20 protein-coding genes and 1 pseudogene are annotated in these 26,548 nt (G+C 70.3%); 16 read left to right on the plus strand and 5 right to left on the minus strand.

What is annotated here, in order from left to right:
* The first annotated feature begins 47 nt into the window (after positions 1-47).
* The 4 genes from ACH492_RS00390 (at position 48) to argF (ending at position 6,549) form a co-directional block, all read left to right on the plus strand.
* Positions 48-1,523, plus strand: a complete 1,476-nt coding sequence (locus ACH492_RS00390) for a 3' terminal RNA ribose 2'-O-methyltransferase Hen1 (protein ID WP_398981216.1) — start codon at positions 48-50, stop codon at positions 1,521-1,523.
* Positions 1,520-4,108, plus strand: a complete 2,589-nt coding sequence (locus tag ACH492_RS00395) for a polynucleotide kinase-phosphatase (protein ID WP_398981218.1) — start codon at positions 1,520-1,522, stop codon at positions 4,106-4,108. The genes ACH492_RS00390 and ACH492_RS00395 overlap by 4 nt, the downstream gene beginning before the upstream one ends.
* Before the next feature lie 67 nt (positions 4,109-4,175).
* Positions 4,176-5,408 (plus strand): arginine deiminase, encoded by a 1,233-nt coding sequence (locus tag ACH492_RS00400; protein ID WP_398981220.1) that lies wholly within the window; start codon positions 4,176-4,178, stop codon positions 5,406-5,408.
* Positions 5,409-5,541: 133 nt separating this feature from the next.
* Complete coding sequence (gene argF / locus ACH492_RS00405; protein ID WP_398981222.1) at positions 5,542-6,549, plus strand: ornithine carbamoyltransferase; 1,008 nt, start codon at positions 5,542-5,544, stop codon at positions 6,547-6,549.
* On the opposite strand, the gene ACH492_RS00410 is transcribed toward argF, so the two are convergent.
* A complete protein-coding gene (locus ACH492_RS00410) occupies positions 6,550-6,993 on the minus strand; it encodes an ATP-binding protein (RefSeq protein WP_398981224.1) in 444 nt (147 codons plus the stop codon).
* A gap of 224 nt (positions 6,994-7,217) precedes the next feature.
* Between ACH492_RS00410 and ACH492_RS00415 the strand changes: the two genes are divergently transcribed.
* Together ACH492_RS00415 and ACH492_RS00420 are read left to right on the plus strand one after the other, a co-directional pair.
* Positions 7,218-8,045, plus strand: a complete 828-nt coding sequence (locus tag ACH492_RS00415; protein WP_398981226.1) for an enoyl-CoA hydratase family protein — start codon at positions 7,218-7,220, stop codon at positions 8,043-8,045.
* Positions 8,046-8,047: 2 nt separating this feature from the next.
* Complete coding sequence (locus ACH492_RS00420) at positions 8,048-10,525, plus strand: bifunctional salicylyl-CoA 5-hydroxylase/oxidoreductase (RefSeq protein ID WP_398981228.1); 2,478 nt, start codon at positions 8,048-8,050, stop codon at positions 10,523-10,525.
* Here ACH492_RS00420 and ACH492_RS00425 read toward each other — a convergent pair.
* The gene (locus ACH492_RS00425) at positions 10,512-11,327 is read right to left on the minus strand and encodes a PaaX family transcriptional regulator C-terminal domain-containing protein (protein ID WP_398981230.1); all 816 of its coding nucleotides are present in this window, start codon (positions 11,325-11,327) and stop codon (positions 10,512-10,514) included. The genes ACH492_RS00420 and ACH492_RS00425 overlap by 14 nt on opposite strands.
* A gap of 4 nt (positions 11,328-11,331) precedes the next feature.
* A complete protein-coding gene (locus ACH492_RS00430; RefSeq protein WP_398981232.1) occupies positions 11,332-12,948 on the minus strand; it encodes an AMP-binding protein in 1,617 nt (538 codons plus the stop codon).
* Positions 12,949-13,047: 99 nt separating this feature from the next.
* Here ACH492_RS00430 and ACH492_RS00435 point away from each other — a divergent pair, with 99 nt between their 5' ends.
* The 9 genes from ACH492_RS00435 to ACH492_RS00475 all read left to right on the plus strand — a co-directional run bounded on the left by ACH492_RS00435 (position 13,048) and on the right by ACH492_RS00475 (position 23,991).
* Positions 13,048-14,280 carry an acyl-CoA dehydrogenase family protein gene (locus ACH492_RS00435; protein ID WP_398981235.1) on the plus strand — a complete coding sequence of 411 codons (1,233 nt, stop codon included), beginning with the start codon at positions 13,048-13,050 and terminating at the stop codon, positions 14,278-14,280.
* Entirely contained in the window at positions 14,277-14,675 is a 399-nt protein-coding gene (locus ACH492_RS00440; RefSeq protein WP_356223967.1) for a RidA family protein, read from the plus strand. Before ACH492_RS00435 ends, ACH492_RS00440 begins: the two co-directional genes overlap by 4 nt.
* 45 nt (positions 14,676-14,720) lie before the next feature.
* A complete protein-coding gene (locus tag ACH492_RS00445; protein WP_398981239.1) occupies positions 14,721-15,566 on the plus strand; it encodes an alpha/beta fold hydrolase in 846 nt (281 codons plus the stop codon).
* An 87-nt stretch (positions 15,567-15,653) separates the two neighbouring features.
* Entirely contained in the window at positions 15,654-17,204 is a 1,551-nt protein-coding gene (locus tag ACH492_RS00450) for an MFS transporter (RefSeq protein ID WP_398981241.1), read from the plus strand.
* Positions 17,205-17,325: 121 nt separating this feature from the next.
* Positions 17,326-18,855, plus strand: coding sequence for a PP2C family protein-serine/threonine phosphatase (locus tag ACH492_RS00455; RefSeq protein WP_398981243.1), 1,530 nt, complete (start codon positions 17,326-17,328; stop codon positions 18,853-18,855).
* 765 nt (positions 18,856-19,620) lie between these two features.
* The gene (gene bfr / locus ACH492_RS00460) at positions 19,621-20,100 is read left to right on the plus strand and encodes a bacterioferritin (RefSeq protein WP_398983210.1); all 480 of its coding nucleotides are present in this window, start codon (positions 19,621-19,623) and stop codon (positions 20,098-20,100) included.
* A gap of 204 nt (positions 20,101-20,304) precedes the next feature.
* Entirely contained in the window at positions 20,305-21,354 is a 1,050-nt protein-coding gene (locus ACH492_RS00465; RefSeq protein WP_398981245.1) for an iron ABC transporter substrate-binding protein, read from the plus strand.
* 2 nt (positions 21,355-21,356) lie between these two features.
* Positions 21,357-22,922, plus strand: coding sequence for an ABC transporter permease (locus tag ACH492_RS00470; protein ID WP_398981247.1), 1,566 nt, complete (start codon positions 21,357-21,359; stop codon positions 22,920-22,922).
* A gap of 1 nt (position 22,923) precedes the next feature.
* On the plus strand, positions 22,924-23,991 hold the full coding sequence (locus ACH492_RS00475; RefSeq protein WP_398981249.1) for an ABC transporter ATP-binding protein: 1,068 nt from the start codon (positions 22,924-22,926) through the stop codon (positions 23,989-23,991).
* A gap of 87 nt (positions 23,992-24,078) precedes the next feature.
* On the opposite strand, the pseudogene ACH492_RS00480 reads toward ACH492_RS00475, so the two are convergent.
* Together ACH492_RS00480 and ACH492_RS00485 are read right to left on the minus strand one after the other, a co-directional pair.
* Positions 24,079-24,183: pseudogene (locus ACH492_RS00480) on the minus strand (histidine phosphatase family protein); the annotation flags it as partial.
* Positions 24,184-24,326: 143 nt separating this feature from the next.
* A complete protein-coding gene (locus ACH492_RS00485; RefSeq protein WP_398981251.1) occupies positions 24,327-25,241 on the minus strand; it encodes a MurR/RpiR family transcriptional regulator in 915 nt (304 codons plus the stop codon).
* A gap of 114 nt (positions 25,242-25,355) precedes the next feature.
* Between ACH492_RS00485 and ACH492_RS00490 the strand changes: the two genes are divergently transcribed.
* Positions 25,356-26,495: a C45 family autoproteolytic acyltransferase/hydolase gene (locus ACH492_RS00490; RefSeq protein ID WP_398981253.1), complete on the plus strand. Its 1,140-nt coding sequence runs from the start codon at positions 25,356-25,358 to the stop codon at positions 26,493-26,495.
* Positions 26,496-26,548: the final 53 nt, after the last annotated feature.

Consider the following 26,548-nt stretch of genomic DNA (forward strand, 5'->3'; position numbering starts at 1 on the left):
CACAGTCGTTTCAACCCCGTGTAAGCAAAGGTCAAGAGGTGCGTCGGATGTTCCTGACGATCAGTACGAGCGGTACTCCAGAACGTCCCGCCACCGACCTCGGCTTTCTGCTGCACAAGCATCCCGACAAGGCGCAGAGGTTCTCCACCTCGCACGGCACGGCGCATGTCTTCTACCCCGAGGCATCCGCCGAGCGCTGCACGGCCGCCCTGCTGCTGGAGGTGGATCCGGTGGCGCTGGTGAGGCGCGGCAAGGGCAAGGGCCGCGGCGGCGCGCCCGATTCGGCGCTCGCGCAGTACGTCAACGACCGGCCGTACGCCGCGTCCTCGTTGCTGTCCGTCGCCATGAGCACTGTCTTCAAGAGCGCCCTGCGGGGTGTCTGCGCCGCGCTGCCCGAGCGCGCCGAGGCCGCGATACCCCTGCGTATCGAGGTGCCCGCGCTGCCCGCGCGCGGTGGCGCCGAGCTGGTCCACAAGCTCTTCGGGCCGCTGGGCTGGACATCGGTGCAGGCGCAGCCGGTGGCGCTGGACGAGCAGTTCCCCGAGTGGGGCGACTCGCGATACGTACACCTGGTGCTGGAGGGGGAGCTACGGCTCGCCGACGCGCTGCGCCAGCTGTACGTCCTGCTGCCGGTGCTGGATGACGCCAAGCACTACTGGGTGGCGCCCGACGAGGTGGACAAGCTGCTGCGGGCGGGCGAGGGCTGGCTGGCCGAGCACCCGGAGCAGAAGCTGATCACGAGCCGCTATCTGTCCCGGCGCTGGGGGCTGACCCGGCAGGCGATGGAGCGGCTCGAGCTGGTGCGGCTCGCTGAGTCCGACGACCTCGAGGTCGAGGACGTGGACAACGCCGTGGACGAGACGACCGACACTGAAGAGAAGCCGGTGCCGCTCGCCGAGCAGCGGCGGGAGGCGATTCTCCGGGCGCTGCACGGTGCCGGGGCGACCCGGGTGCTCGATCTGGGCTGCGGTCAGGGCCAGTTGGTGCAGGCGCTGCTCAAGGACGTGCGCTTCTCCGAGATTGTCGGAGTGGATGTGTCGGTACGCGCGCTGACCATCGCCGGGCGCCGGCTGAAACTGGACCGGATGGGCGAGCGGCAGGCCGCGCGGGTCAAGCTGCTGCAGGGCTCACTCACCTACACCGACAAGCGACTGGCCGGATACGACGCCGCCGTGCTCAGCGAGGTCATCGAGCACCTCGATCTGCCGCGGCTGCCCGCCCTGGAGTACGCCGTGTTCGGGTCGGCCCGACCGCGGACGGTGATCGTCACCACGCCCAATGTCGAGTACAACGTCCGCTGGGAGACGCTGCCCGCCGGGCATGTGCGCCACGGCGACCACCGCTTCGAGTGGACGCGCGCCGAGTTCCGCGCCTGGGCGGAGGGCGTCGCCGAACGGGACGGCTACGGCCTCGAGTTCGTCCCCGTGGGTCCCGACGACCCGGAGGTGGGGCCGCCGACGCAGATGGCTGTCTTCACCAGGACCGACAAGGCCGAGACCGAGAGGGAGGCGAAGGCCGCATGAGCAGCACGACCACCACGACCGCCGCGCCGGCGAGGCGCCGACTCCCGGTGACCGACCTGTCTCTCGTCGTCCTCATCGGCGCCACCGGATCCGGCAAGTCCACTTTCGCCCGCAAGCACTTCAAGCCCACCGAGGTCATCTCCTCCGACTTCTGCCGTGGCCTCGTCGCCGACGACGAGAACGACCAGAGCGCGAGCGGCGACGCCTTCGACGTTCTGCACTACATCGCGGGCAAGCGGCTCGCGGCCGGGCGGCTGACCGTCGTCGACGCCACCAGCGTGCAGTCGGAGAGTCGCAGGCAGCTGGTGCAGCTTGCGCGCCAGTACGACGTGCTGCCGATCGCCGTCGTCCTCGACCTGCCGGAAGAGGTGTGCGCCGAGCGCAATGCGGTACGCCCCGACCGGGCCGGGATGCCTCGCCATGTCATCCAGCGTCACCGCCGTGAACTGCGCCGCTCGCTGCGCGGACTGGAGCGCGAAGGCTTCCGCAAGGTGCACATCCTGCGCAGCGTGGAGGAGGTCGAGGCAGCTGAGGTCGTCCTTGAGCGTCGCTATAACGACCTCACGCACCTCACGGGGCCCTTCGACATCATCGGCGACATTCACGGCTGCAGCTCCGAGCTGGAGACCCTGCTCGCCAAACTCGGTTATGTGGACGGCGCACACCCCGCAGGACGTACGGCCGTCTTCGTCGGCGACCTCGTCGACCGGGGACCCGACAGCCCCGGTGTGCTGCGCCGGGTGATGAGCATGGTCGCGTCGGGCAACGCCCTGTGTGTGCCCGGGAACCATGAGAACAAGCTCGGCCGCTACCTGAAGGGCCGGAACGTCCAGCACACGCACGGACTGGCCGAGACCATCGAGCAGTTGGAGAAGGAGGACGACTCCTTCCGCGAGCAAGTGCGGGAATTCATCGATGGCCTGGTCAGCCACTACGTCCTGGACGAGGGCAAGCTGGTCGTCTGTCACGCCGGTCTGCCCGAGAAGTACCACGGGCGCACCTCCGGCCGGGTCCGCTCGCACGCGCTGTACGGCGACACGACCGGCGAGACCGACGAGTTCGGCCTGCCCGTGCGCTACCCGTGGGCGGAGGACTACCGAGGACGCGCCGCTGTGGTCTACGGCCACACACCCGTGCCCAACACATCGTGGATCAACAACACCATCTGCCTGGACACCGGAGCCGTCTTCGGCGGCCGGATGACCGCGCTGCGCTGGCCGGAGCGTGAGCTCGTCGACGTACTGGCCGAGAAGGTCTGGTACGAGCCGGTGCGGCCCCTCGTCACCGAGGCGCCCGGCGGCGGTGAGGGCCGTCCGCTGGACCTCGCCGATGTGCAGGGGCGGCGGGTCGTGGAGACCCGGCACATGGCGCGCATCGGCGTACGCGAGGAGAACGCCGCGGCGGCGCTCGAAGTCATGAGCCGTTTCGCCGTCGACCCGCGGCTGCTCGCCTATCTGCCGCCGACGATGTCGCCGACCGCGACATCGAGGGAAGCAGGCTATTTGGAGCACCCGGCTGAGGCCTTCGCACAGTACCGGGCGGACGGCGTCGCCAAGGTCGTGTGCGAGGAGAAGCACATGGGCTCGCGGGCGGTGGTGCTCGTCTGCCGTGACGCCGAGGCCGCGCGCGAGCGGTTCGGGGTCGGGGGTACCTCCCATGCCGGAGGCAATGGAGGAGGGCCGACCGGCGCGTTGCACACCCGGACCGGACGACCGTTCTTCGACGATGAAGCCGTCACCGAAGAGATCCTCGACCGGCTGCGTACGTCCGTCACCGAAGCCGGTCTCTGGCAGGAACTCGACACTGACTGGCTGCTGCTGGACGCCGAGCTGATGCCCTGGTCGCTCAAGGCGTCCGGGCTGCTGCGCTCGCAGTACGCGGCGGTCGGCGCCGCCTCCCGTGCTGTCTTCCCCGGCGCCACGGCGGCCCTCGAAGCGGCGGTCGCGCGCGGCGTCGAGGTGGAGGGGCTGCTGGCCAAGCAGCGCGGACGCTCCGGTGACGCCGCCGCGTTCACCGAGGCGTACCGGCGTTACTGCTGGACGACCGAGGGGCTTGACGGGGTGCGGCTCGCTCCGTTCCAGATCCTCGCCGCGCAGGGGCGTTCGCTGGCGTCCGTGCCGCACGACGAGCAACTGGCATGGCTGGACCGGCTGGTGGAGCACGACCCGACGGGCCTGCTCCAGGTCACCCGGCGGCTGGTCGTCGAGACCGGCGACGAGGCCTCGGTCGGCGCCGGGGTCGACTGGTGGCTGGAGATGACCGGAAGGGGCGGCGAAGGCATGGTCGTCAAGCCGCTCCAGGCACTCGCCAGGGACGAGAAGGGCCGGCTCGTGCAGCCGGGCATCAAGGTCCGCGGCCGCGAGTACCTGCGGATCATCTACGGTCCCGAGTACACCCGCCCGGAGAACCTGGAGCGGCTGCGCAACCGGTTCCTGAACCACAAGCGCTCGCTGGCGCTGCGGGAGTACGCACTCGGCCTGGAGGCGCTGGACCGGCTGGCCGACGGCGAGCCGCTGTGGCGGGTCCACGAGGCGGTCTTCGCCGTGCTGGCACTGGAGTCGGAGCCGGTCGACCCCCGGCTGTGAACTGTTCGGGTGGATCTGGTGGACCATTCGCCGGGTGAATGGCGCTCCGCGCGGTGAGGATGGAGGCATGGGATTCCACGTCGACTCCGAGACCGGGCGGCTGCGCCAGGTCATACTGCACCGGCCAGATCTGGAGCTGAAGCGCCTCACCCCCAGTAACAAGGACGCTCTGCTCTTCGACGATGTGCTGTGGGTGCGCCGCGCCCGTCAGGAGCATGACGGGTTCGCGGACGTCCTGCGTGACCGTGGGGTGGAGGTGCACCTCTTCGGCGATCTTCTGCGCGAGTCGCTGGAGCTCCCGGAGGCCAGAAAGCTCGTCCTGGACCGGGTCTTCGCCGAGAAGGAGTACGGGCCGCTCGCCACCGATCACCTCAGATCCGTCTTCGACGAGCTGCCCACGTCCGACCTGGTCGAGGCGCTCGTCGGCGGGATGACCAAGCGGGAGTTCCTCGCCGGTCATCCCGAGCCGACCTCCGTCCGCTTCCATGTGATGGACCTGGACGACTTTCTCCTCCGCCCGCTGCCCAACCACCTCTTCACCCGCGACACCTCCGCCTGGATCTATGACGGCGTCTCCATCAACGCCATGCGCTGGCCGGCCCGGCAGCGCGAGACCGTCCACTTCGAGGCGATCTACAAGCACCACCCGCTGTTCACCAGCCCGCGGGCGGGGGAGTTCCACCACTGGTCGGAGGGGCAGGACGACTACCCCTCAACCATTGAGGGCGGCGACGTCCTGGTCATCGGCAATGGCGCGGTGCTGATCGGGATGAGTGAGCGCACCACTCCGCAGGCCGTGGAGATGCTGGCGCGCGGACTGTTCGCGGCCGGCTCCGCCCGCACCATCGTGGCGCTGGACATGCCCAAGCGGCGGGCCTTGATGCATCTCGACACCGTGATGACGATGGTCGACCGCGACACCTTCACCCAGTACGCGGGGCTCGGCATGCTCCGCTCGTACACCATCGAACCGGCCGTCGGACCTCAGGCCCTCAAGGTCAGCGATCATCCGCCCGAGCACATGCACAGCGCGATCGCCGCCGCGCTGGGGCTGAAGGAGATCCGGGTGCTCACGGCGACGCAGGACGTGCACTCGGCGGAGCGCGAGCAGTGGGACGACGGCTGCAATGTGCTCGCCGTCGAGCCGGGCGTCGTCGTGGCGTACGAGCGCAATGTCACGACAAATACCCATCTGCGTAAACAGGGCATCGAAGTGATCGAGATCCCCGGCAGCGAGCTGGGCCGGGGTCGTGGAGGCCCTCGCTGTATGAGCTGTCCGTTCGAACGCGAGGCCGTGTAGTGCCGTACGCCGCCGCGGCCGGCGATGGAGGCGGTGTATGGCAACGCGGCCGTGCAGCAATGCGCCGTATAGCAATGCGGAGGCCTGTATATACTTCCACGGTCACCGCATTCGCGACCCAGGAGCAGCCACCATGGCGATACATCTCGAAGGCCGCCACTTCCTCAAGGAGCTGGACTTCACCGCCGAGGAGTTCCGCGGCCTGATCGGTCTGGCCGCCGAGCTCAAGGCCGCCAAGCGAGCGGGCGCCGAGGTCCAGCGACTGCGCGGCAAGAACATCGCGCTGATCTTCGAGAAGTCGTCGACCCGTACGCGCTGCTCGTTCGAGGTCGCGGCGGCCGACCAGGGCGCTTCGACGACGTATATCGACCCGGCCGGTTCGCACATCGGCAGCAAGGAGTCCGCCAAGGACACCGCGCGGGTGCTTGGCCGCATGTTCGACGCCATCGAATTCCGCGGTGACGGCCAGTCCACCGTCGAGGAGCTCGCCGCGCACGCCGGGGTGCCGGTCTACAACGGCCTCACCGACGACTGGCACCCCACCCAGATGCTCGCCGACGTGCTCACCATGACCGAGCACAGTGACAAGCCGCTCGAACGGATCTCCTTCGCCTACCTCGGGGACGCCCGCTTCAACATGGGCAACTCCTACCTGGTCACCGGCGCGCTGCTGGGCATGGACGTACGGATCGTCGCGCCCAGGTCGTACTGGCCGGCCGAGGAGATCGTGACCCGTGCCCGCGCGGCCGCCGAGACCAGCGGCGCCCGGATCACCCTCACCGAGGACATCGCCGAGGGAGTCCAGGGTGCGGACTTCGTCGCCACCGACGTCTGGGTGTCGATGGGGGAGCCCAAGGAGATCTGGGACGAGCGCATCAAGGTGCTCGGTCCGTATGTCGTGACCATGGACGTGCTGCGCGCCACCGGCAACACGGACGTGAAGTTCCTGCACTGCCTCCCCGCCTTCCACGACCTGAGCACAAAGGTCGCTCGCGAGATCCATGAGAGCCACGGCCTGACCGAGCTCGAAGTCACCGACGAGGTCTTCGAATCGGAGCACTCCGTCGTCTTCGACGAGGCGGAGAACCGTATGCACACGATCAAGGCGGTTATGGTCGCCACGCTCGCCTCCGCCGGATAATCATGCGGCAGGAGGCCGGCTCCGCGACGGGAGCGTGAACCAGACCGCCTTGCCCCCGTCGGTGAGGCGGTGCCCGCAGGCCGAGCTCAGCGCACGGATCAGCAGCAGCCCCCGGCCGTGCTCCTGCCAGGCGTCGGGGGCCTGGCCGGGCCCGGGCCGGGGCCAGTCGCCCGGCGGGGCGGGGTCGCCGTCATGGACCTCCACCTGACAGCCCGTCGGCAGGAGTTCCACCACCAGCTCGATGGGGGTCTCGCTACTGGTGTGCTCCACCGCGTTGGCGACGAGCTCCGCCGTGAGCAGCTCGGCCGTGTCGCTGTCCGCCGGCACCTTGATGTCCGCCAGCGCCGTACGGATCAGGGCGCGGGCGATGGGCACGGCTGCCGCGGTGTGCGGCAGCGCGATGCGCCACGAGGCAGGGACGGGCAGGCCGGAGAGTTCGAGCAAGGCGGGCGGTCCATTCGAGGTTCGACGTCGTGCTTTCAACCTTATGAAGCGCAAGACGCCGGACAAGGGGCTGGGGCCCGCCTTGGATAGGACCTGTGCCACAACTGGGACGGGACCTTTGCATCGGTACAATCGGCGTATCGCGCAGTCGTGACGGGAGTCACGTAAGGGTGATAGCTTCGAGTGGCAGGCAGCAGCCCGCCCGCTGAAGGAGGCCACACTCCATGAGCCCCTTTTCCAGCTCCGCGCAGCGCACCGAACAGTGGCGCCATCTGCGGCTCACGACGGACGACGGGGTCGCGACCGTCACCCTCGCCCGTCCGGAGAAGCTCAACGCCCTCACCTTCGGCGCCTACGCCGACCTGCGTGACTTGCTGGCCGAGCTGGCGCGGGAGCGGTCCGTACGAGTACTGGTGCTGGGCGGGGAAGGGCGCGGATTCTGCTCCGGCGGTGACGTCGACGAGATCATCGGCGCGACGCTCTCCATGGACACCGCCCAGCTCCTCCACTTCAACCGGATGACCGGGCAGGTCGTACGGGCGCTGCGCGAATGCCCCTTCCCGGTGATCGCGGCGGTGCACGGCGTCGCGGCGGGGGCCGGTGCGGTGCTGGCGCTGGCCGCGGACTTCCGTATCGCGGACCCGTCGGCCCGTTTCGCGTTCCTCTTCACCAAGGTGGGGCTCTCGGGCGGCGACATGGGCGCGGCGTATCTGCTGCCGAGGGTGGTCGGCCTCGGCCACGCCACCCGGCTGCTGATGCTCGGCGAACCGGTCCGCGCGCCCGAGGCCGAACGGATCGGTCTGATCAGCGAGTTGACGGACGAGGGCCGGTCGGACGAGCGGGCCGCGGAGCTGGCCCGCCACCTCGCGGAGGGCCCGGCCCTGGCGTATGCGCAGACCAAGGCGCTGCTCACGGCCGAGCTCGACATGCCGCTCGCGGCGTCGGTCGAACTCGACGCGGCGACGCAGGCGCTGCTGATGAACGGCGAGGACTACGCGGAGTTCCACGCCGCTTTCACGGAGAAGCGCCCGCCGAAGTGGCGGGGGCGCTGACGATGCCACGCCGCCCACCCCGCGGCTCCGCCCCGGCCCCCGCGCAGGGGCTCCGCCCCCGGACCCCCGCGCCTCAATCGCGGGCGGGGCTTGAATTTCCCGGGCGTGCGCCGCAGTCGGCCCGGACCTCCGGCTCCCCGGCCGAGCAGAGGGTCGGGGTCCCCCAGCCCGGCCGGCCGACGGCCACCGCGCCCGAGGCACGCCGACGCGCCCTCCGCGTGGCAGTCATCGGCGGTGGGCCCGGTGGGCTGTATGCCGCCGCGCTGCTCAAGCGGCTCGGCCCCGAACGCGACATCACGGTCTGGGAGCGCAACGCCCCCGACGACACCTTCGGCTTCGGCGTCGTCCTCTCCGACGAGACCCTCGGCGGGATCGAGCACGCCGACCCGGTCATCTACCGCGCGCTCCAGGACGAGTTCGTACGGTGGGACGACATCGACATCGTCCACCGCGGCCGCACCCTCACCTCCGGCGGGCACGGCTTCGCCGCCCTCGGGCGACGACGCCTGCTGGAGATACTGCACGGGCGCTGCGAATCCCTCGGCGTGCGCCTCCGCTTCCGCACCCCCGCCCCGCCCGCCGCCGAACTCGCCGCCGCGTACGACCTGGTCATCGCGGCGGACGGGGTGCACAGCCTCACCCGTGAGGCGCACGCCGACACATTCGCGCCGCGCGTCACCACCCACCGCTGCCGCTACATCTGGCTCGCCGCCGACTTCGCCTTCGACGCCTTCCGCTTCGAGATCGCCGAGACCGAGCACGGAGTGATGCAGCTGCACGGCTACCCGTACGCCCTCGATGCCAGCACCGTCATCGTGGAGATGCGCGAAGAGGTATGGCGGGCCGCCGGCTTCGACACGGCCGACGAGCAGGAGTCCACGGATCTCTGCTCCAAGATCTTCGCGGAAGCCCTCGGCGGCCGCGGCCTCCGCTCCAACAGCTCCTCCTGGATCGCCTTCCGCACCGTCGTCAACGACCGCTGGTCCCACGGCAATACAGTGCTTCTCGGCGACGCCGCCCACACCGCCCACTTCTCCATCGGCTCCGGCACGAAGCTCGCCGTCGAGGACGCCCTCGCGCTCGCCGCCTGCGTCGAGGAACAGCCTGACCTGCCCGCCGCACTCGCCGCGTACGAGACGGAGCGCCGCCCGGTCGTCGAGTCCACGCAGCGCGCGGCGGCCGCCAGCCTCCGCTGGTTCGAGGAGCTCGCCGGCTACCTCGACCAGCCGCCACGGCAGTTCGCCTTCAATCTCCTCACCCGCAGCCGCCGCGTCACCCACGACAATCTGCGGCTGCGCGACCCGGCGTTCACCGACGCCGTCGAGCGCGACTTCGGCTGCCCGCCCGGCACACCGCCGATGTTCACCCCCTTCAGCCTGCGCGGACTCACCCTCCGCAACCGGGTCGTCGTCTCACCCATGGACATGTACTCCGCCGTGGACGGCGTCCCCGGCGACTTCCACCTCGTACACCTCGGCGCACGGGCCCTCGGCGGAGCCGGCCTGGTGATGACCGAGATGGTCTGTGTGAGCGCCGAGGGCCGCATCACCCCTGGTTGCACCGGCCTCTACACCCCCGAACAGGGCGCCGCCTGGCGGCGCGTCACCGACTTCGTGCACCACCACTCGCCCGGCACGGCGATCGGCGTCCAGCTCGGTCACTCCGGCCGCAAGGGCTCCACCAAGCTGATGTGGGAAGGCATCGACAAGCCGCTGGACGAGGGGAACTGGCCCCTCGCCGCCGCCTCACCGCTCCCGTACCGCCCCGGCGTCAACCAGGTCCCGCACGCCCTGGACCGCGCCGGACTCACCGACATCCGCGAGCAGTTCGCCGCCGCGACCCGGCGCGCCGCCCACTGCGGGTTCGACCTGCTCGAACTCCACTGCGCCCACGGCTACCTCCTCTCCGGCTTCCTCTCCCCGCTCACCAACCGGCGGACGGACGCCTATGGCGGCTCCCTGGAAAACCGACTCCGCTTCCCCCTCGAAGTCTTCGACACGATGCGCGGCATCTGGCCCGACGACCGGCCCATGACCGTCCGTATCTCCGCCACCGACTGGGCACGCGGCGGCACCACAGCCGAGGACGCGGTCGAGATCGCCCGAGCCTTCGCCGCCCATGGCGCGGACGCGATCGACGTGTCGACGGGGCAGGTGGTCCCCGACGAACAGCCGGAGTACGGCCGCTCGTACCAGACCCCGTACGCCGACCGGATCCGCAACGCCCTGGGTATCCCCGTCATCGCGGTCGGCGCGATCTCCTCCTGGGACGACGTCAACTCGCTCCTGCTGGCGGGGCGCGCAGACCTCTGCGCGCTGGCCAGGCCGCATCTGTACGACCCCCACTGGACCCTGCACGCGGCAGCGGACCAGGACTACGCGGGAGCGGCGGCACTGTGGCCCGATCCCTACCGGGCGGGCAGCCGCAAGCCCCCGACCGGCCGCGCCGACGCCCCGAAACCGCGGCTCACTCTGAGCTGAGCCGCACGAACTCCGCACCCGCGTCGCGCAGCAGCGCGTGCAGCCGCGCGAAGACCTCCGCCGACCGTCCGCCGGGCCAGCCCTGTGGTAGCAGCTCGGCCGGCAGACCCGGATCGATGTACGGCAGCTGCCGCCAGGAGTCCAGCGCCGGCAGGTAGTCGCGGTAGGCGTCCCGCGCCGGCACCTCACCGCGCGCTTCCCACGCCCGTAGTACCGGCTCGTGCAGATCCAGGAACTCCTCGTGCTGCTTGGCGATCGCGCCCAGATCCCACCAGCGCGCCACCGCCTCCGCCGTCGCCGCGAAGCCGAGGTGCTCGCCGCGGAACAGTTCGACGTACGGGTCGAGCTGGAGACGGCGCAGCGTGTGCCGGGTCTCCTCGTACAGCCACGCGGGGGCGATCCACACCCCGGGCGCCGCCGACCCGAAGCCGAGCCGCCCCAGCCGCGAACGCAGCAGATGGCGCTTGTGGCGCTCGGCCTCGGGCACCGAGAAGACGGCGAGCACCCAGCCGTCGGACAGCAGCGGGGCGTGCCGGGCGTAGATCCGCCGGTCGCCGTCGTCGAGCAGCTGACGGGCGGCGGGCGACAGGGCGTAGCCGGCCGCACCGTCCAGCGTGCGTTCGGGGACGAGCAGGCCGCGGCGTTTGAGCCGGGAGACCGAGGAGCGCACGGACGGCGCATCCACGCCCAGAACCGCCAGGAGGCGAATGAGCTCGGCCACGGGGATGGGGCCCTGCCGTTCGCGTCCGTAGGCGCCGTAGAGGGTGACGATCAGGGAACGGGGAGTGTGCTGCTCGGCCACGTGATCACTCTAGGGCCCGCAGGCGGAAGCGCTGCAGCTTGCCGGTGGGGGTGCGCGGAAGCGCGTCGAGGAAGACGATCTCGCGCGGGCATTTGTACGGTGTCAGGCGCCGCTTCACCGAGTCGGTGAGCGCGGCGGCGGTGTCCTCGCCGGCCGGGACTCCCGCACGCAGCACGACGTACGCCACCACGATCTGTCCTCGCAGCTCATCGGGGCGGCCGACAACCGCGGCCTCCGCCACATCCGGGTGGTGCAGCAGCGCGTCCTCCACCTCGGGCCCCGCGACGTTGTAGCCGGCAGAAATGATCATGTCGTCGGCGCGGGCGACGTAACGGAAGTAGCCGTCGGGTTCACGCACATACGTGTCACCGGTGAGGTTCCAGCCGTCGTGCACATACTCCAGCTGCCGGGGGTCGGTCAGATAGCGACAGCCCACCGGGCCGCGCACGGCCAGCAGGCCCGGCTCCCCGTCCGCTACCGGCCGGCCGGAACGGTCCACCACCCGCGCCTGCCAGCCGGGAACCGGAATCCCGGTGGTGCCCGGTCTGATCGCCCCGTCCGCCGCCGAGATGAATATGTGCAGCAGCTCGGTCGCGCCGATGCCGTTGATGATGCGCAGCCCGGTCTGTTCCTGCCAGGCCTGCCAGGTGGCGGCGGGCAGATTCTCACCGGCCGACACACACCGCCGCAGCGAGGCGGTGTCGTGCCCGTCGAGGCCGGCCAGCATCACGCGGTACGCGGTGGGCGCGGTGAACAGGACCGACACCCGGTGCGCGGCGATCGCGGGCAACAGCTGTGTCGGGCCCGCCTGTTCGAGCAACAGCGCGGATGCGCCCGCCCGCATCGGGAAGATCACCAGACCGCCCAGCCCGAAGGTGAAGCCAAGCGGCGGGCTGCCCGCGAAGACGTCGTCGGCCTGTGGCCGCAGCACCTGCGCGGAGAAGGTGTCCGCGACGGCCAGCACATCCCGGTGGAAGTGCATGCACCCCTTGGGGCGGCCGGTCGTGCCCGAGGTGAAGGCGATCAGCGCGACATCGTCGGCCGCGGTCGCCACCGCCTCGTACGGCTCACCGGTCCCGGCGGCGGCGAGCCGCAGCAGATCGTCGGGGGAGTCGCCGCCGTAGCCCGTGATGCGCAGCCCCGGCACCTCGGCCTTCGCCAGGTCGTCGAGCGAGCGGATGTCGCACAGGGCGTGGCTGACGGCGGCGATCTCGCACACCGTGGCCAGCTCCTTGGCGCGCTGCTGGGCGAGGACGGTGACTGCCACCGCGCCGGCCTTCATCACCGCCAGCCAGCAGGCCGCGAGCCAGGGCGTGGTGGGGCCGCGCAGCAGGACGCGGTTTCCGGGGACGACTCCCAGGCTGGAAGTCAGGACATGGGCGATCCGGTCGACCTGGTCGCGCAGCTCTGCGTACGTCCAGATCTCGCCGCCCCCGGTACGGAAGACGGGCCGGTTGGCGCCGAAGCGGTCGATCGTACGGTCCAGCAGCTCGGCCCCGCAGTTGAGCCGCTGCGGATAGCGCAGCGAGGGCAGCTCGAAGAGGAGTTCCGGCCACTGCCCGGCGGGCGGGAGATGGTCGCGCGCAAAGGTGTCGCGGTGGGCCGAGGGTGACAGCTCCATGGTTCGCCCCCTTCTCGTGGTGGGGTCGCCAAACGAGCGTATCGTGAAGGTGACGACAGTCAACGGTCCGCGATAGATGCGTCAGAAGTGGGGGCACGAATGCCCGTATTCTCGCTCGATCCGGTACAGACCGCCTGGTGTACGCAATTGCGTACGCTGGCCGCCGAGAAGCTGCGACCGCTCGCGGAGAAAGCGGAGCCGGGTCGCGTCAACCGCCCCCTGGTGGCCGCTCTCGGTGAACTGGGCTTGCTTGAGCGGCTGTTCGGTGCGGCGGCGGGCTCCCCAGCAGGAGCGGAGGCCACGGCCGCGGTGGGAGCGGGAGCAAGAGCGCTTGAGCTGTGCCTGCTGCGCGAGTCCCTCGCCTACGGATGCACGGAGGCCGAGACCGCGCTCGCCCTCCAGGGACTGGGCAGCTACCCCATCGTCCAGGCGGGTACGGCCGCGCAGCGGGAACGCTGGCTCCCCGAGGTGATCGCCGGCCGCGCCGTCGCCGCCTTCGCGCTCAGCGAGCCTGACGCCGGCTCGGACGCGGCCGCTCTCGCCCTCAAAGCCGTTCCGGATCAAGGGGGTTGGCGGCTGAGCGGGGAGAAGCGCTGGATCTCCAACGCCCCCGAAGCCGACTTCTACACCGTCTTCGCCCGTACGACACAGGGCGCGGGCGCCCGTGGTGTGACCGCCTTCCTCGTCCCCGCCGACCGGCCGGGCCTTGCCGGTGCCGCGCTGGAGATGCTCTCGCCGCATCCCATCGGTGCGTTGACCTTCACCGATGTCCCGGTGACCAGGGACGATGTGCTCGGCGACGAGGACCGGGGCTTCCGCGTCGCGATGAACACCCTGAACCTCTTCCGTCCCAGCGTCGGCGCTTTCGCCGTCGGGATGGCCCAGGCGGCCCTGGATGCGACGCTCGGCCACATCGCCCGGCGCTGTGCCTTCGGCGGTCCCCTCAAGGACCTCCAGTCGGTCGCCCACCAGGTCGCGGAGATGGCCACCCGTATCGAAGCCGCGCGGCTTCTCGTCTACGCGGCGGCCGCGGCGTACGACGAAGGCGCCGCCGATGTGCCGAAACGGTCCGCGATGGCGAAGCTGCTCGCCACGGAGACCGCGCAGCATGTCGTGGACGCCGCCGTCCAGCTGCACGGGGCACGCGCGCTCCAGCGCGGCCATCTACTGGAACATCTGTACCGTGAAGTCCGTGCGCCCCGGATCTACGAGGGCGCCACCGAGGTTCAGCGCACGATCATCGCCAAGGAGTTGTACGCCGAGGAGCTGCACGCCCACGAGCTGCACGCCGAGGGACCGTACGCGAAGGGCACGAAGGAGCCGTACGCATGAGCCTGCACCGCCACAATCCGGCGGAGCTCTCCCCGCCCACCGGCTTCTCCCACGCCGTCACCGCCACCGGCACGCGGATCGTGTTCCTGGCCGGGCAGACCGCCCTCGACACCGAGGGCAAGATCGTCGGCGAGACGCTGCCCGAGCAGTTCGAGACCGCGCTGGCCAATCTCCTCACCGCCCTCGCGGCCGCCGGCGGCGCCCCGCAGGACCTGGCCCGAGTCACCGTCTACGCCACCGATGTGGCCGACTACCGCGCGCACGCGCCCGAACTGGGTCGGATCTGGCGGCGGTTGGCCGGCCGCGACTACCCCGCGATGGCGGTGATCGGGGTGGTCCGCCTCTGGGACGACGTAGCGCTGGTGGAGCTTGAGGGCTTGGCCGTGCTCCCCTGACGGGCATAACATCGTTATGCCCGTACCGGTACGAGGGGAGACGCCATGCCGGAGATCGAGCTCGAGGCAGGGACGCTCGCATACGAGGACAGCGGAGGCCCGGGCCCGGTCGTGGTCCTGCTGCACGGGCTGGTCCACGACGCGACGGTCTGGCGCAAGGTGGTCGCCGACCTGGGACGGGACCACCGCTGTATCGCCCCGACCCTGCCGTACGGCTCGCACCGCACCGCCATGCGCCCGGACGTCCCGCTCACCCCCGACTCCGTCAACGAGCTGATCGCGGAGTTCCTGGACCTCCTGGACCTGCGCGATGTGACCCTCGTCGAGAACGACTGCGGGCGCGCCCAGACCGTCGCAGGACGCCATCCCGAGCGGCTCGCCCGGCTCGTGCTCATCTCCTGCGAGGCCTTCGACAACTACCCGCCGGGCGCACCCGGCAAGATGATTTCCCTCGTCTGCAAGGTGCCGGGCGGCATCGCGCTGATGGCCCGGATCCTGGCGCTGAAGCCGCTGCGCCGACTGCCCATCGGACTCGGCGCGCTCACCAAGCGTCCCGTACCGCCCGAGATCGCCGACGGCTGGCTGCGGCCCCTGCTCACCGACAAGGCCATCAGGGCGGACTTCAAGCGCTACAACGCGGGCGTGCGCAGGACCGAACTCCTGGAGGCGGTCGAGGGACTGCGGAAATTCGACCGGCCCGCGCTTGTCATCTGGGCGGCCCAGGACCGGATGATGCCGCGCGAACACGGCAGGCGGCTGGCCGAACTGCTGCCGCAGGGGCGGCTGTTGGAGATCGAGGACAGCTGCACGCTCATCGCCGAGGACCAGCCGGAGGCCCTGTCCACGGCCCTGCGCACCTTCGTTGCGGAGCCGGTTGTCAGCGGGTCTTGATCGACTGGTCACGGTCCCGCGCCGGGCTTACGGTCGATTGGTAGACGGAATCGTCTACTGACCCTCGTAAGAGGGACGCGATCCGCCATGACGCCCCCGCAGCCGACGCCCACCTCCAAAAGAACCGCCCCGAAGAAGCAGGGCGGCAGCGGCGATGGGATCGCGCTTTTCGTCATCGCCTCCTGTCAGTTGATGGTGGTTCTCGACATCACCATCGTGAACATCGCTCTCCCGCACATCCAGAGCTCGCTGAACTTCTCCACCACGAGCCTGTCCTGGGTGGTCAGCGCCTATACGCTCACGTTCGGCGGTCTGCTGCTCCTCGGCGGCCGCGCCGGGGACATCCTCGGCCGCCGCAGGGTCTTCGTCTTCGGAGTACTGCTGTTCGCGCTCGCTTCCCTGCTCGGCGGGCTGTCCCAGAACTCCGGCCAGCTCCTGGCCGCGCGCGCCCTTCAGGGCGTCGGCGGCGCCATAGCGTCACCGACCGCGCTCGCGCTGATCACCACGACGTTCACCGAAGGCCCGGCCCGCAACCGGGCGTTCGGCGTCTTCGCCGCGGTCTCCGCGGGCGGCGGCGCGATCGGTCTGCTGGCGGGCGGCGTCCTCGTCGAATGGCTCGACTGGCGCTGGGTGTTCTTCGTCAATGTGCCGATCGCCCTGCTCATCGTTCTGGCGACCCCCCGCCACATCAAGGAGTCCGAGCGCCATCCCGGCCACTTCGACCTGGCCGGCGCGCTGACCTCCACGCTCGGCATGGTCGCGCTGGTCTACGGCTTCATCCGGGCCGCGCAGGACGGCTGGCGCGACAGGTTCACGCTCGCGTCGTTCGGGGCCGCTGTGCTGCTCCTGACCACCTTCATCCTGGTCGAACGCCGCTCGAAACAGCCGATCACCCCGCTGCACATGTTCGCCGACCGTAACCGCGCGGGCACGTACGGAATCATGCTCAGCCTCGCCGCCGCGATCTTCGGCATGTTCTTCTTCCTCACGCTCTTCGTGCAGAACGTGCTGGACTTCAGCCCGCTGAAAGCGGGACTCGCCTTCCTCCCGGTGAGCGCGGTCATCGCGGTGGGCGCGGGTATCGCCTCCCAACTCCTGCCCAAATACGGCCCGAAGCCCTTCATGGTGACAGGCGCGATCCTGGCCGCGACGGGCCTGTCCTGGCTGACCCAGACCGACATCCACTCCACGTATCCGGGCAGCATCCTGGGCCCGATGCTGATCTTCGGTCTCGGCATGGGCATGAACTTCGTCTCGCTGACGCTGATGGCCGTCTCCGGAGTGCCCACGCACGAGTCGGGTGCCGCATCCGGCATGCTCAACACCACCCAGCAGGTGGGCGGCTCGCTCGGCCTGGCCATCCTGGTCACGGTGTTCGGCACGGCCAGCCGCAACGAGGCCCAGGAGCAGGTCCCGCGCTTCATGGCCCAGGCCGGACCGGGGGAGCGGCTGTTCTTCGAACGCACCGGTCAACTCCCGCCGCCCTGGGGCGACGAAGTGCTCACCTCCGGGGTCTCCGCCGCTTTCATCGTGGCCGCCATCTTCACGGTGATCGCCGCGGTGATCGCCCTTCTGGCCATCCAGGTCCGTCCCGCAGACCTGGAACGCCTCCAGGGAGGCATCAGCCCGGGGCCCTGAGGCTCGCCCCGGCCCGCCTCGCCACAATCCGTTCTGCGACCTGGCTGAAGTGTGCCAATGCGGGTAGACGTGAGGCGCATGGGACTGGGGAGAAAGGCCAGGACCCGGAGGAGGCGATCATGTGAGTGCCGACTCCCTCGGTGGGTACCAGAGCGCCTCCTCGCAGGCTGATTCCGTGGGCCTGGCTGTCCTCGACACAGACGCCAGGTACGTCGTCGCGGACGCCGCCTACTGCCGGATCGCGGGGGAGGAGCACGAAGGGCTGGCGGGCAGCCCCGTCAGCTGGGGAGCCCGGCCGAGAGTCGGCTCCACGCTGCTGCTGACCAGGGTTCTCACCGACGGGGTGTCGCGCACGCAGGTGACCGCACTCAGCCGCTGCACATGGCACCGTCTGACGATCCATGGAGAAGTCGTCGGTGTCGTGGGCGTCATCGTCGAGACCGCGCCCGCGTCGGCCGGCGAGCTGCAGGCAGCTCCGTCGTACCTCTCACTGGCGGAGACCGGGGAAGGCATCGGGACGACTCTCGACGCGGAGACCACGTGCCTGGAAGTGGTCAGTTACCTCAGTCCCGGTCTTGCCGACGCGGCGGCGGTCGACCTGCTTCCCAATTCTCCCCTCACTACCGGTGACCTGGGCGATGAGGAGCTGCGTGGGGTGTACCGCGCTGCCGTGTCAGGGCGGGACGAGCTGCTCGCTCACTCCTCCGCGGACGCCGTCCCGGTCTCGGTCCGTGCGATGCGGGCCGGACGTCCCGTCCTCGACGAGCGAAGACTGGCCATGCCGCTCATCGCCGACGGCCGGGCAATCGGCGCCGTGCTGGTCGCCCGCACCCACGGCAGGTTCACTCAGGACGACGTACGGAGCGTCCAGGCGGTGTCCGCGCGGGCAGCCACCGCCGTCGAACACGCCCGCCTGTACGAGCAGGCCGAGCGGACCGCGTTCAAGCTGCAGCGAGCCCTGCTGACCGACCCCGGCCTCCCGCACCCCAACCTCAAGGTCGCCACCCGGTACCTGCCCTCGGGATCCGGCAGCCTCGTGGGCGGGGACTGGTTCGAGACCGTGCGGCTGCACTTCGGCCGGACGCTGCTCGTGATGGGCGATGTGATGGGCCACGGCGTGGAGGCCGCCGTCGACATGAACAGCTACCGCTCCACGCTGCGCGAGGTCGCGGCCAACGACCTGCCACCGCACCGGGTGCTGCGGCAGCTGGACAACGCCATCTCCGAGGCCGTCACCCGGCGGCCCGCCACCTGTCTGCTCGTACGCGTGGACCCGGCGCGCGGCATGGGCTCCTTCTCCAGCGCAGGCCATCTGCCGCCCGCCGTATTCAGCCGGGAAGGCGCCGCGGAGCTGATAGGCGTGCCCGTCGGACCACCTCTCGGCACCGGCCTCGGCGGATACGAAATCATCTCGCGCGGCCTCCAACCCGGTGACACCCTGCTGCTGTTCACCGACGGCCTGGTCGAACGGCGCGGAGAGGACATCGACGCCTCGCTCGCCCGCCTCGCGGACGTACACGCCGCCCCCGACAGCAGCGTCGACGAACTGCTCGACGTCGTACTCGACGAACTCGACGCCGCCCACGCGGAGGACGACGTGGCGGTCATGGCCGCCCGCATCCGCCGCAGGCCGGTGGTGGAGCACCACTGACGTCGCCCTTGCGGATCCGTAGCGGCGGGGGCCCAGACTCGGTCCGCGAGCAGCAGCGCCGGCGGGCCGCCCTGCTTCCCCGACTGCCGCGGCCGGGCTCGCTCGCACGCGGCGCTCTGGATCGCTGGGGCGAGCCCTCCGCCCACCACACGCTCACGCCCGACGCTGGAGCGGAGCCGATGAGGTCATTGATGCAGTGGGCCGTGGGACAGCGACCGCGGATCTACCACTGCACGCCGGTGGCCGGGTCTCATCTGCGCCGGCGTGTGGCGACCCATGAGGTGAGAAAGATCGCGGGCAGGGTGATGCCGACGAGCAGCGCGGGGCAGCTCGGTCGCGGCCCGCACGGCTCGCTCCTCCTGGCCGAGCATGCGGCCGAGGTACCAGATCGTCGGCGACCATGCCCCACAGGGTCCTTGAGCTGCACCGCGGTTGAGGGCCGATCGCCTCCAGCAGAGAGCGTACGTGGTCGACGTCGGCGGACCGCAGCTCGGCGCGCAACGCCTCCCCGTGGGCCAGCACCCGGACCGCCACCCGGAGCTGCGACGGCTCCGCAAGCAGCTTGATCACGAGGACCAGCCGCCGAATCCCGCGCCGGCGCAGACCGAGTCCGACACGTCAGGCGCCTTGATCCGCCGCGAGCTATCGTCGAAGAAGGGGGCGCCGACGACAGCGTCCTGGCCGAATCGGATTCGTCGGTCAACCCGCAGGCGTGGTTCGAGGAGGCGCGGCGTGGCGTCGATCTCTCTGGAAGGACGACTTGCCATGCAGGACGACCCCGAGGTCCTCGAGTTCCTCAACGAGCAGCTCACCGCGGAGCTGACCGCCATCAACCAGTACTTTCTGCACTCCAAGATGCAGGAGAGCCTCGGTTGGACGAAGCTCGCGGCACACACGCGACGTGAGTCGTTCGAGGAGATGAATCACGCGGAGGTCCTGACCGACCGCATCCTCCTTCTCAACGGCCTGCCCAACTACCAGCGGCTCTTCCATGTGCGGCTGGGGCAGACGGTCACCGAGATGTTCCAGGCGGACCGTGAGGTCGAGGTCGAGGCGATCGACAGGCTCAGGCGCGGCATCGACGTCATGCGCTCCAAGGGCGACATCACCTCGGCGAACATCTTCGAGTCGATCCTCGCCGACGAGGAGCACCACATCGACTACCTCGACACACAGCTGGATCTCATCGAGAAGCTCGGCGAGCCGCTCTATATCGCACAGGTCGTCGAGCAGCCCGAGAGCTGACTGCGAGGACCGTGTCGGCACTCGGCCACGAGCACGGCCGACGACTCTGTCGAGCTCTGCCTAAAAGGTGCGGCACCAGTTGCAGGTTTCACCCTTATGCCTCGCACGAAACCTGACTTATCCCCCTATGTAAGGTTAGCCTGGCCTAAGGATGGCCCGCTCCCCCTTGCGGGCCCGGCCGATCGGCAACGGAGGAGTGGGTTCGTGAGTACGTCCCGGACGAGGCTCGTGCTGGCGTCGGCCCTCGGCGGTCTGTTGGCCCTTGGAGGCACGGCTTGCGGCGCGGCGCAGGGCGAGCAGAGCGAGTCGGGCTCCGACAAGAAGATCACCGTGTACAGCGGCCGGAGCGAGTCGCTCGTCAAGCCCGTGCTCGACGACTTCCGGGAAGCCAGCGGCATCACCGTCGACGTGCGCTATGGCGACACCGCCGCGATGGCCGCCCAGCTGCAGGAAGAAGGGGACCGGAGCCCGGCGGACGTGTTTCTCGCGCAGGACGCTGGAGCCCTGGGAGCCGTGGCCAGGCAGGGTCTGTTCGCCAAGCTCCGCGACGACGTGCTGGACAAGGTGGCAAACGCCTACCGGGACGACGGCGGGGAGTGGGTCGGGGTGACCGGCCGCGTACGCACGATGGTCTACAACGTGGACCAGGTTCGCGCCTCCGAGCTGCCGAAGTCCGTGTTCGAGCTGACCGGGCCGAAATGGAAAGGCAAGGTCGGCATCGCGCCGACCAACGGCTCGTTCCAGGCATTCATCACGGCCATGCGCGTGCAGCATGGCGAGGAGATGACCAAGGAGTTCCTCGTGGGGCTGAAGGCGAACGACGCGCAGATCCGAGAAGGGAACGCGCCCATCGTCGCCGACGTCAACAAGGGCAGGATCGCCGCCGGGCTGGTCAACCACTACTACGTGTACGAGCTGGCCAAGGAGGAGGGCGGCACCGTCGACGCCCTCAAAGCGAAGAACCACTTCTTCCCGGACGGAGACATCGGCAGCCTGGTCAACGTCTCCGGGGTCGGCGTGCTGAAGAAGGCAGGCGAGGATCCCGACGTACGCGTATTCGTCGACTATCTGCTGGGGAAGCAGGCCCAGACCTATTTCGCCGAGAAGACGTACGAGTACCCGCTGGTGGCCGGCGTCGACAGTGCTCCCGGGCTGCCGAAGCTCTCGTCGCTGAATGCGCCGGACATCGACCTCAACGACCTGGACGATCTGGAGACGACGGTCGAAATGATCAAGGATTCGGGGCTCGCCTGAGCATGTCGTCGTCGGCCCTCGCCCTGCGCCGGGTGCGGCGGCTGGTGCCCCGCCCGGCGCTGGCGGCTGCCGCGACGCTCGCGGTCGGTGTCGCCCTGATTCCGCTGGCCTATTTGGGGCTACGGGCCGGCGAGGCAGGCTGGGCCCGCATCGCCGACGAGCTGTTTACGGCGCGCACGGGGGCACTGGTCGTCCGCAGCGTGGCGCTGGCGGCCGTCGTCACCGCGGCGTGCACCGTACTCGGTGTGGCAGCGGCCTTCCTGGTCACCCGCACCGACGTACCGGCGCGGCGGCTGTTCGGGATGCTCGCCGCGCTGCCGCTGGCTGTCCCCAGCTACGTCGCCGCTTTCGCCTGGGTGTCCACCGTGCAGGGCTTCGAGGGCTTCTGGCCTGCCGCACTCGTGCTCACGCTGGTCTCGTACCCGTATGTCTACCTGCCCGTCGCGGCCGCGCTGGCCGGCGTGGACCCGGCGCAGGAGGAAGTGTCGCGGTCGCTGGGGCGCGGCCCGTGGCACACGGTCGGCGGCGTGACGCTGCGCCAGGTACGGCCCGCGGTGGGGGCGGGCGCGCTGCTCGTCGCGCTGTACGTACTCTCCGACTTCGGCGCCGTCTCCATCGTGCGGGTCGACGTCTTCACCCGGGCCATCTTCACCTCGATCAACCTCGGCTTCGACCGCACCGGCGCGCTCGTACTCGCCACGGTGCTCGTCGCCCTCACCGCGCTCATCCTGCTGGCCGAGCAGCTGACCCGGCGACGCGGGGCCCGTTACGCCCGGCTCGGCAGCGGGGCGCCTCGACCACAGGCGCGGCTGCGGCTGGGCCGACTGCGGTGGCCGGCCGCGTTCGGGCTCACCGGCGTGGCGGCGCTGTCGCTCGGCGTCCCCGCGGCGAGCCTGATGCGGTGGTTCGGCGAAGGCGTCTCGCGGCCCGGGTCGCTGACCGGGATCGCCGCGGCCGCGGGGAACTCGCTGTGGGTCTCGCTCGCCGGCGCGGGTCTCACCATGCTCCTCGCGCTGCCGCTGGGGCTCCTCACCGCCCGCGCACCCGGCCTGCTCGCCGTCGCACTGGACCGCCTGGCCTATCTCTCACACGCCCTGCCCGGCCTGGTCATGGGGCTGTCACTGGTCTTTTTCGGGATCAACGTGGTGTACCCGCTCTACCAGAGCGTGTGGCTCCTCGGACTGGCGTACGCGTCGCTCTTCCTGCCCCTCGCGGTCGCGGCCGTAAGCGCCGCCGCGGCACAGGCTCCTCCCGGCCTGGAGGAGGTCGCCCGCTCGCTCGGACGTCGACGGGCGTACGTGCTGCGCACGGTGACCGTGCCCCTGGCCGCGCCCGGCATCGGCGCCGGGGCCGCACTGGTCTTCCTCACCTGCATGAAGGAGCTGCCCGCTACCTTGCTCCTGCGCCCGACCGGGATGGACACGCTCGCCACCGAACTGTGGACACAGACGTCGGTCTCCGCGTACGCGGCCGCCGCACCCTACGCGGCCCTGCTGGTACTGATCGCCGCCGTGCCCACGTGGTGGCTGTCGGCGCGCACCGGAGTCCTCACACGGGGAGGCGGCTGACATGGCGGAACTGCGAATCGCCGACGTCCGCAAAGCCTTCGGCCGGGTGCAGGCCCTGTCCGGGGTGGACCTGACCGTCCGCTCCGGAGCGCTGGTGGCCGTGCTCGGGCCCTCAGGCTGCGGCAAGACCACGCTGCTGCGCTGCATCGCAGGCTTCGAGGTGCCGGACGCGGGCGAGATCCGCGTCGACGGCCGCCGTGTCGCCACACCCGACGCAGCGGTGGCGCCCGAGCGGCGGCGGATCGCGGTGGTCCCCCAGGAGGGCGCGCTCTTCCCCCACCTGTCCGTCCTCGGCAACGTCGCCTACGGACTCGACCGCGCCGCCCGGCGGGCCGGCCGGGCGGCCGCCGTGCTGAACCTGGTGGGCCTTTCCGGCTTCCAGGACCGGATGCCGCACCACCTCTCCGGCGGACAGCAGCAGCGCGTCGCCGTCGCCCGCGCACTCGCGCCGCGACCACCGGTCGTGCTGCTCGACGAGCCGTTCAACGCACTCGACGCCGCACTGCGTTCCGAGGTGCGCCAGGACGTATGGCAGGCCTTGCGCGCCGACGGCGCCACGGCCGTCCTTGTCACCCACGACCAGTCGGAGGCCCTGTCGATGGCCGACGACGTCGCGGTCATGCGGGACGGCCGGATCGTCCAGAGCGGACCGCCGGAACTTCTCTACGGGACACCGTCCGATCCGTGGGTGGCCGGGTTCGTCGGCGAGGCCGTATGGCTGCCCGCGGTGATCGACGGCGACCTGGCCCGGACCCCGCTCGGCGCCGTACCGCTCACACCGGCCGACAGCGGCGTGCCGACCGGCCCGATGCGCGTGATGCTACGGCCCGAGCAGATCGCGCTCGCCGCGCGCGGGGCTCCGGGCGCGGTCGCCGCTACCGTCGTGCGGCGCGACTTCTACGGCCACGACGCGGTGCTGGCTCTGCGCCTGGGGGACGGCACGCCGGTGGCTGCCCGGATCTTCGATCCGGCCGCGGTCCCGCCAGCCGTGGGGGACGAGGTCGGCCTGCGCGTCCGCGGCACCGCCCGCGCTTTCCCGCTGGGCGGAGGCATGGCCCCCGGAGACTGACCCGGATTCTGCTCCGGAGGGTTGAGTCCGACCACCGAACCGAAGTGGCCCCCGTCGTGATCAGCTTGAAAGTTGCGCCCTGCCGCCTTACCGCTCTGCGCGTGGGACGGCCAGGGCTGTCAGCAGAGCGGCTCCCGGTGCGAGGTCCGACCATGTGCCGTGCCGGGTCAGCACGGCGATGGCCGAAGTCGGGATTGTCAGCGACCCGACCACCCAGTGCCGTCCAGCACGGCCGCGCGGAGATGACGCTCCGCCTGGCGCTGCGTGACCGGATCCTGCACTTCGCCGTCATCGACACCGGCAAGAGCCTTCCCCTCGAGGAGCGGGAGCCCCGTTCACGCCTTGCGCGTGCGGGGCTCCCGGTGCGCAAGGAGTTGTTCGCGCAATGCGGTCAGCTGATGGGAATGCTCCACCGCGCGCGTCTCGTCGACCGCGGTGAGGGCGAGCAGCAGAGCGTCGGCAACGATGAGGCCGGTCAGCGCTTCGTTCGTGATCCCGGTCGGGGTGTGGGGTGCGGTGAGGATGGCGTCGACTCGGTCCTCGAAAGCCTCGCCCAGCTCATCGGTGACGAAGACGACCTTGGCGCCGACCGAGCGCGCCCGCTCCACCAGGACCGTCAGCTCGTGCAGGGGGCGTCCGGGCTGGAAGATGACGACCGCGTCCCCCTGGGCGAGGGAGAGCAGGGGGTCGGCGAGGGCGAAGCCGGTGGCGCCGACGAATCGGGCCCGGCGGCCGATGCGGCCGAGGGCCAGCGCAAGATGGCGGGCCGCGAGCTCGCAGGCCGCGACGCCGTAACAGAAGACCTCGCGGGCATCCGCCATGGCCGCGACCGCCTGTTGGAGGGCGTCGGTGCCGGTGAGCCGACGGCACTGGTCGATGCGGTCCTGCGTCTCGTCGAAGACGTCGTTCCAGATGCCCTCCAGGTCGTGACCGACGTGGGCGATGCGCTGCTGGAGCCGGATCTCGGGGGCGATCGCCGAGGTGAAATCGGCAGCCAGCTCCCTCTTGAGCGCGGGCAGTCCCGCATAGCCGAGGCGTTGCAGGGCCCGCACGACCGTGGCGTTACTGGTGCCACTGGCCGCGCCCAGCTGCTGGGCGCTGGCGAACATCACCTGCTCGGCCGGAGCGCTCGCGAGGTACTGCGCAACGGTCCGTTCAGAGGCGGACAGCTCATCCCAAAGATCGCGAATGGTCGCCCGCAGGCGAGTGAGCCCACCGGGACCCGCACTGCCGGACTCTGGATTCTTCATTACACCTCTTGACTATCACGTCATCACCGTTACGCTCTCGAGCATCCCGTTCCAAGGGCGTGCATTTCCGGAACGGATGTTACAGCAACTGGTGTGTCCCTGAGGAGTCCCGCGATGCAGCACAGCCTTCCGGTCATTGAAATCTCGGGAACCCCCGCAGAGCGCGGCAGGCAGTATGGAGAAGCTGTAGCACCACAGCTGGAGGCCGCGCTCGGCTACTACGCGGAGGCGTTCGGCGAATCGTCCGGCCTGACCTGGCAGCAGGTGACCGGACGGGCCGCACGCTGGCTCGAGCCCGTGCACGACTATGCGCCGCACCTCCTGGAGGAGATGCAGGGCATCGCCACCGGCGCCGGGCTCGACCTCCTCGACATCCTGGCGCTCAACGCCCGCGGAGAGGTCATTTACGACGACTCCTTCGCGCAGATGCGCGACGAGGAGGAGCCTGCCGAGGGCTGCACCTCCTTCGCGGCGTACGGACAGGCCAGCGGTGACGGCCACGTCTGGGCCGGTCAGAACTGGGACTGGCGCGCGGGTGTCGCCGACACCGTCGTCATGCTCCGTATCGTCCAGCCCCCCAAGCCCACCCTCATCATGCAGGTGGAGGCCGGACAGATCGGCCGACAGGGCGCCAACTCCGCGGGGATCGCCCTCAACGCCAACGGGCTCGGCGGGCGCTTCAGCGACGCCGTCGGACTGCCGCAGACCGTGATCCGACGCAGCGTTCTCGACCAGTCGAGCATCGCCGACGCGCTGGGCGTGCTCTGCCGCACCCGTGCCCACATCGCCAGCAACGCCCTCCTCACCTGCCGCGAGGGGTTCGCGATCGACCTGGAGACCACCCCCGCCGGCCACGGCTGGATGTACCCGACGGACGGGCTGCTCGTGCACGGCAACCACTATCAGGCGGGCGTTCCCACCGCCCTGGCCGACGGCTACCGTCCGCTCGCCCCCGACTCCCTCGTGCGCGTGCCACGCGCCGAGGAAGGGCTGCACCGACTGCGCGAATCCACCGGCGCCGACGAGTCCCGCAAGGCGATCCGGCAGGCGATGTCCGACCATCTCGGGTTCCCCGAGTCGCTGTGCACGCACACCGACCCGCGGCAGCCGCAGGTCAAGCAGTGGCAGACGCTCGTCTCCTCCTGTGTGGACCTCACCGCCGGTGACTACCACGTGACGGCCGGAACGCCCTGTGATCACGAGTACCAGCACCTCCCCTGGAATCTCTACGACGGCCCCCACGCCCCCCACTGACCCGCCCCGGACCACGCCCGCACCCAAGTCCCCGAGCAAGCAGTCTTCGCTCT

The organism is Streptomyces sp. NPDC019443 (genome assembly GCF_044389785.1).
In the GTDB taxonomy this organism is placed as follows: domain Bacteria; phylum Actinomycetota; class Actinomycetes; order Streptomycetales; family Streptomycetaceae; genus Streptomyces.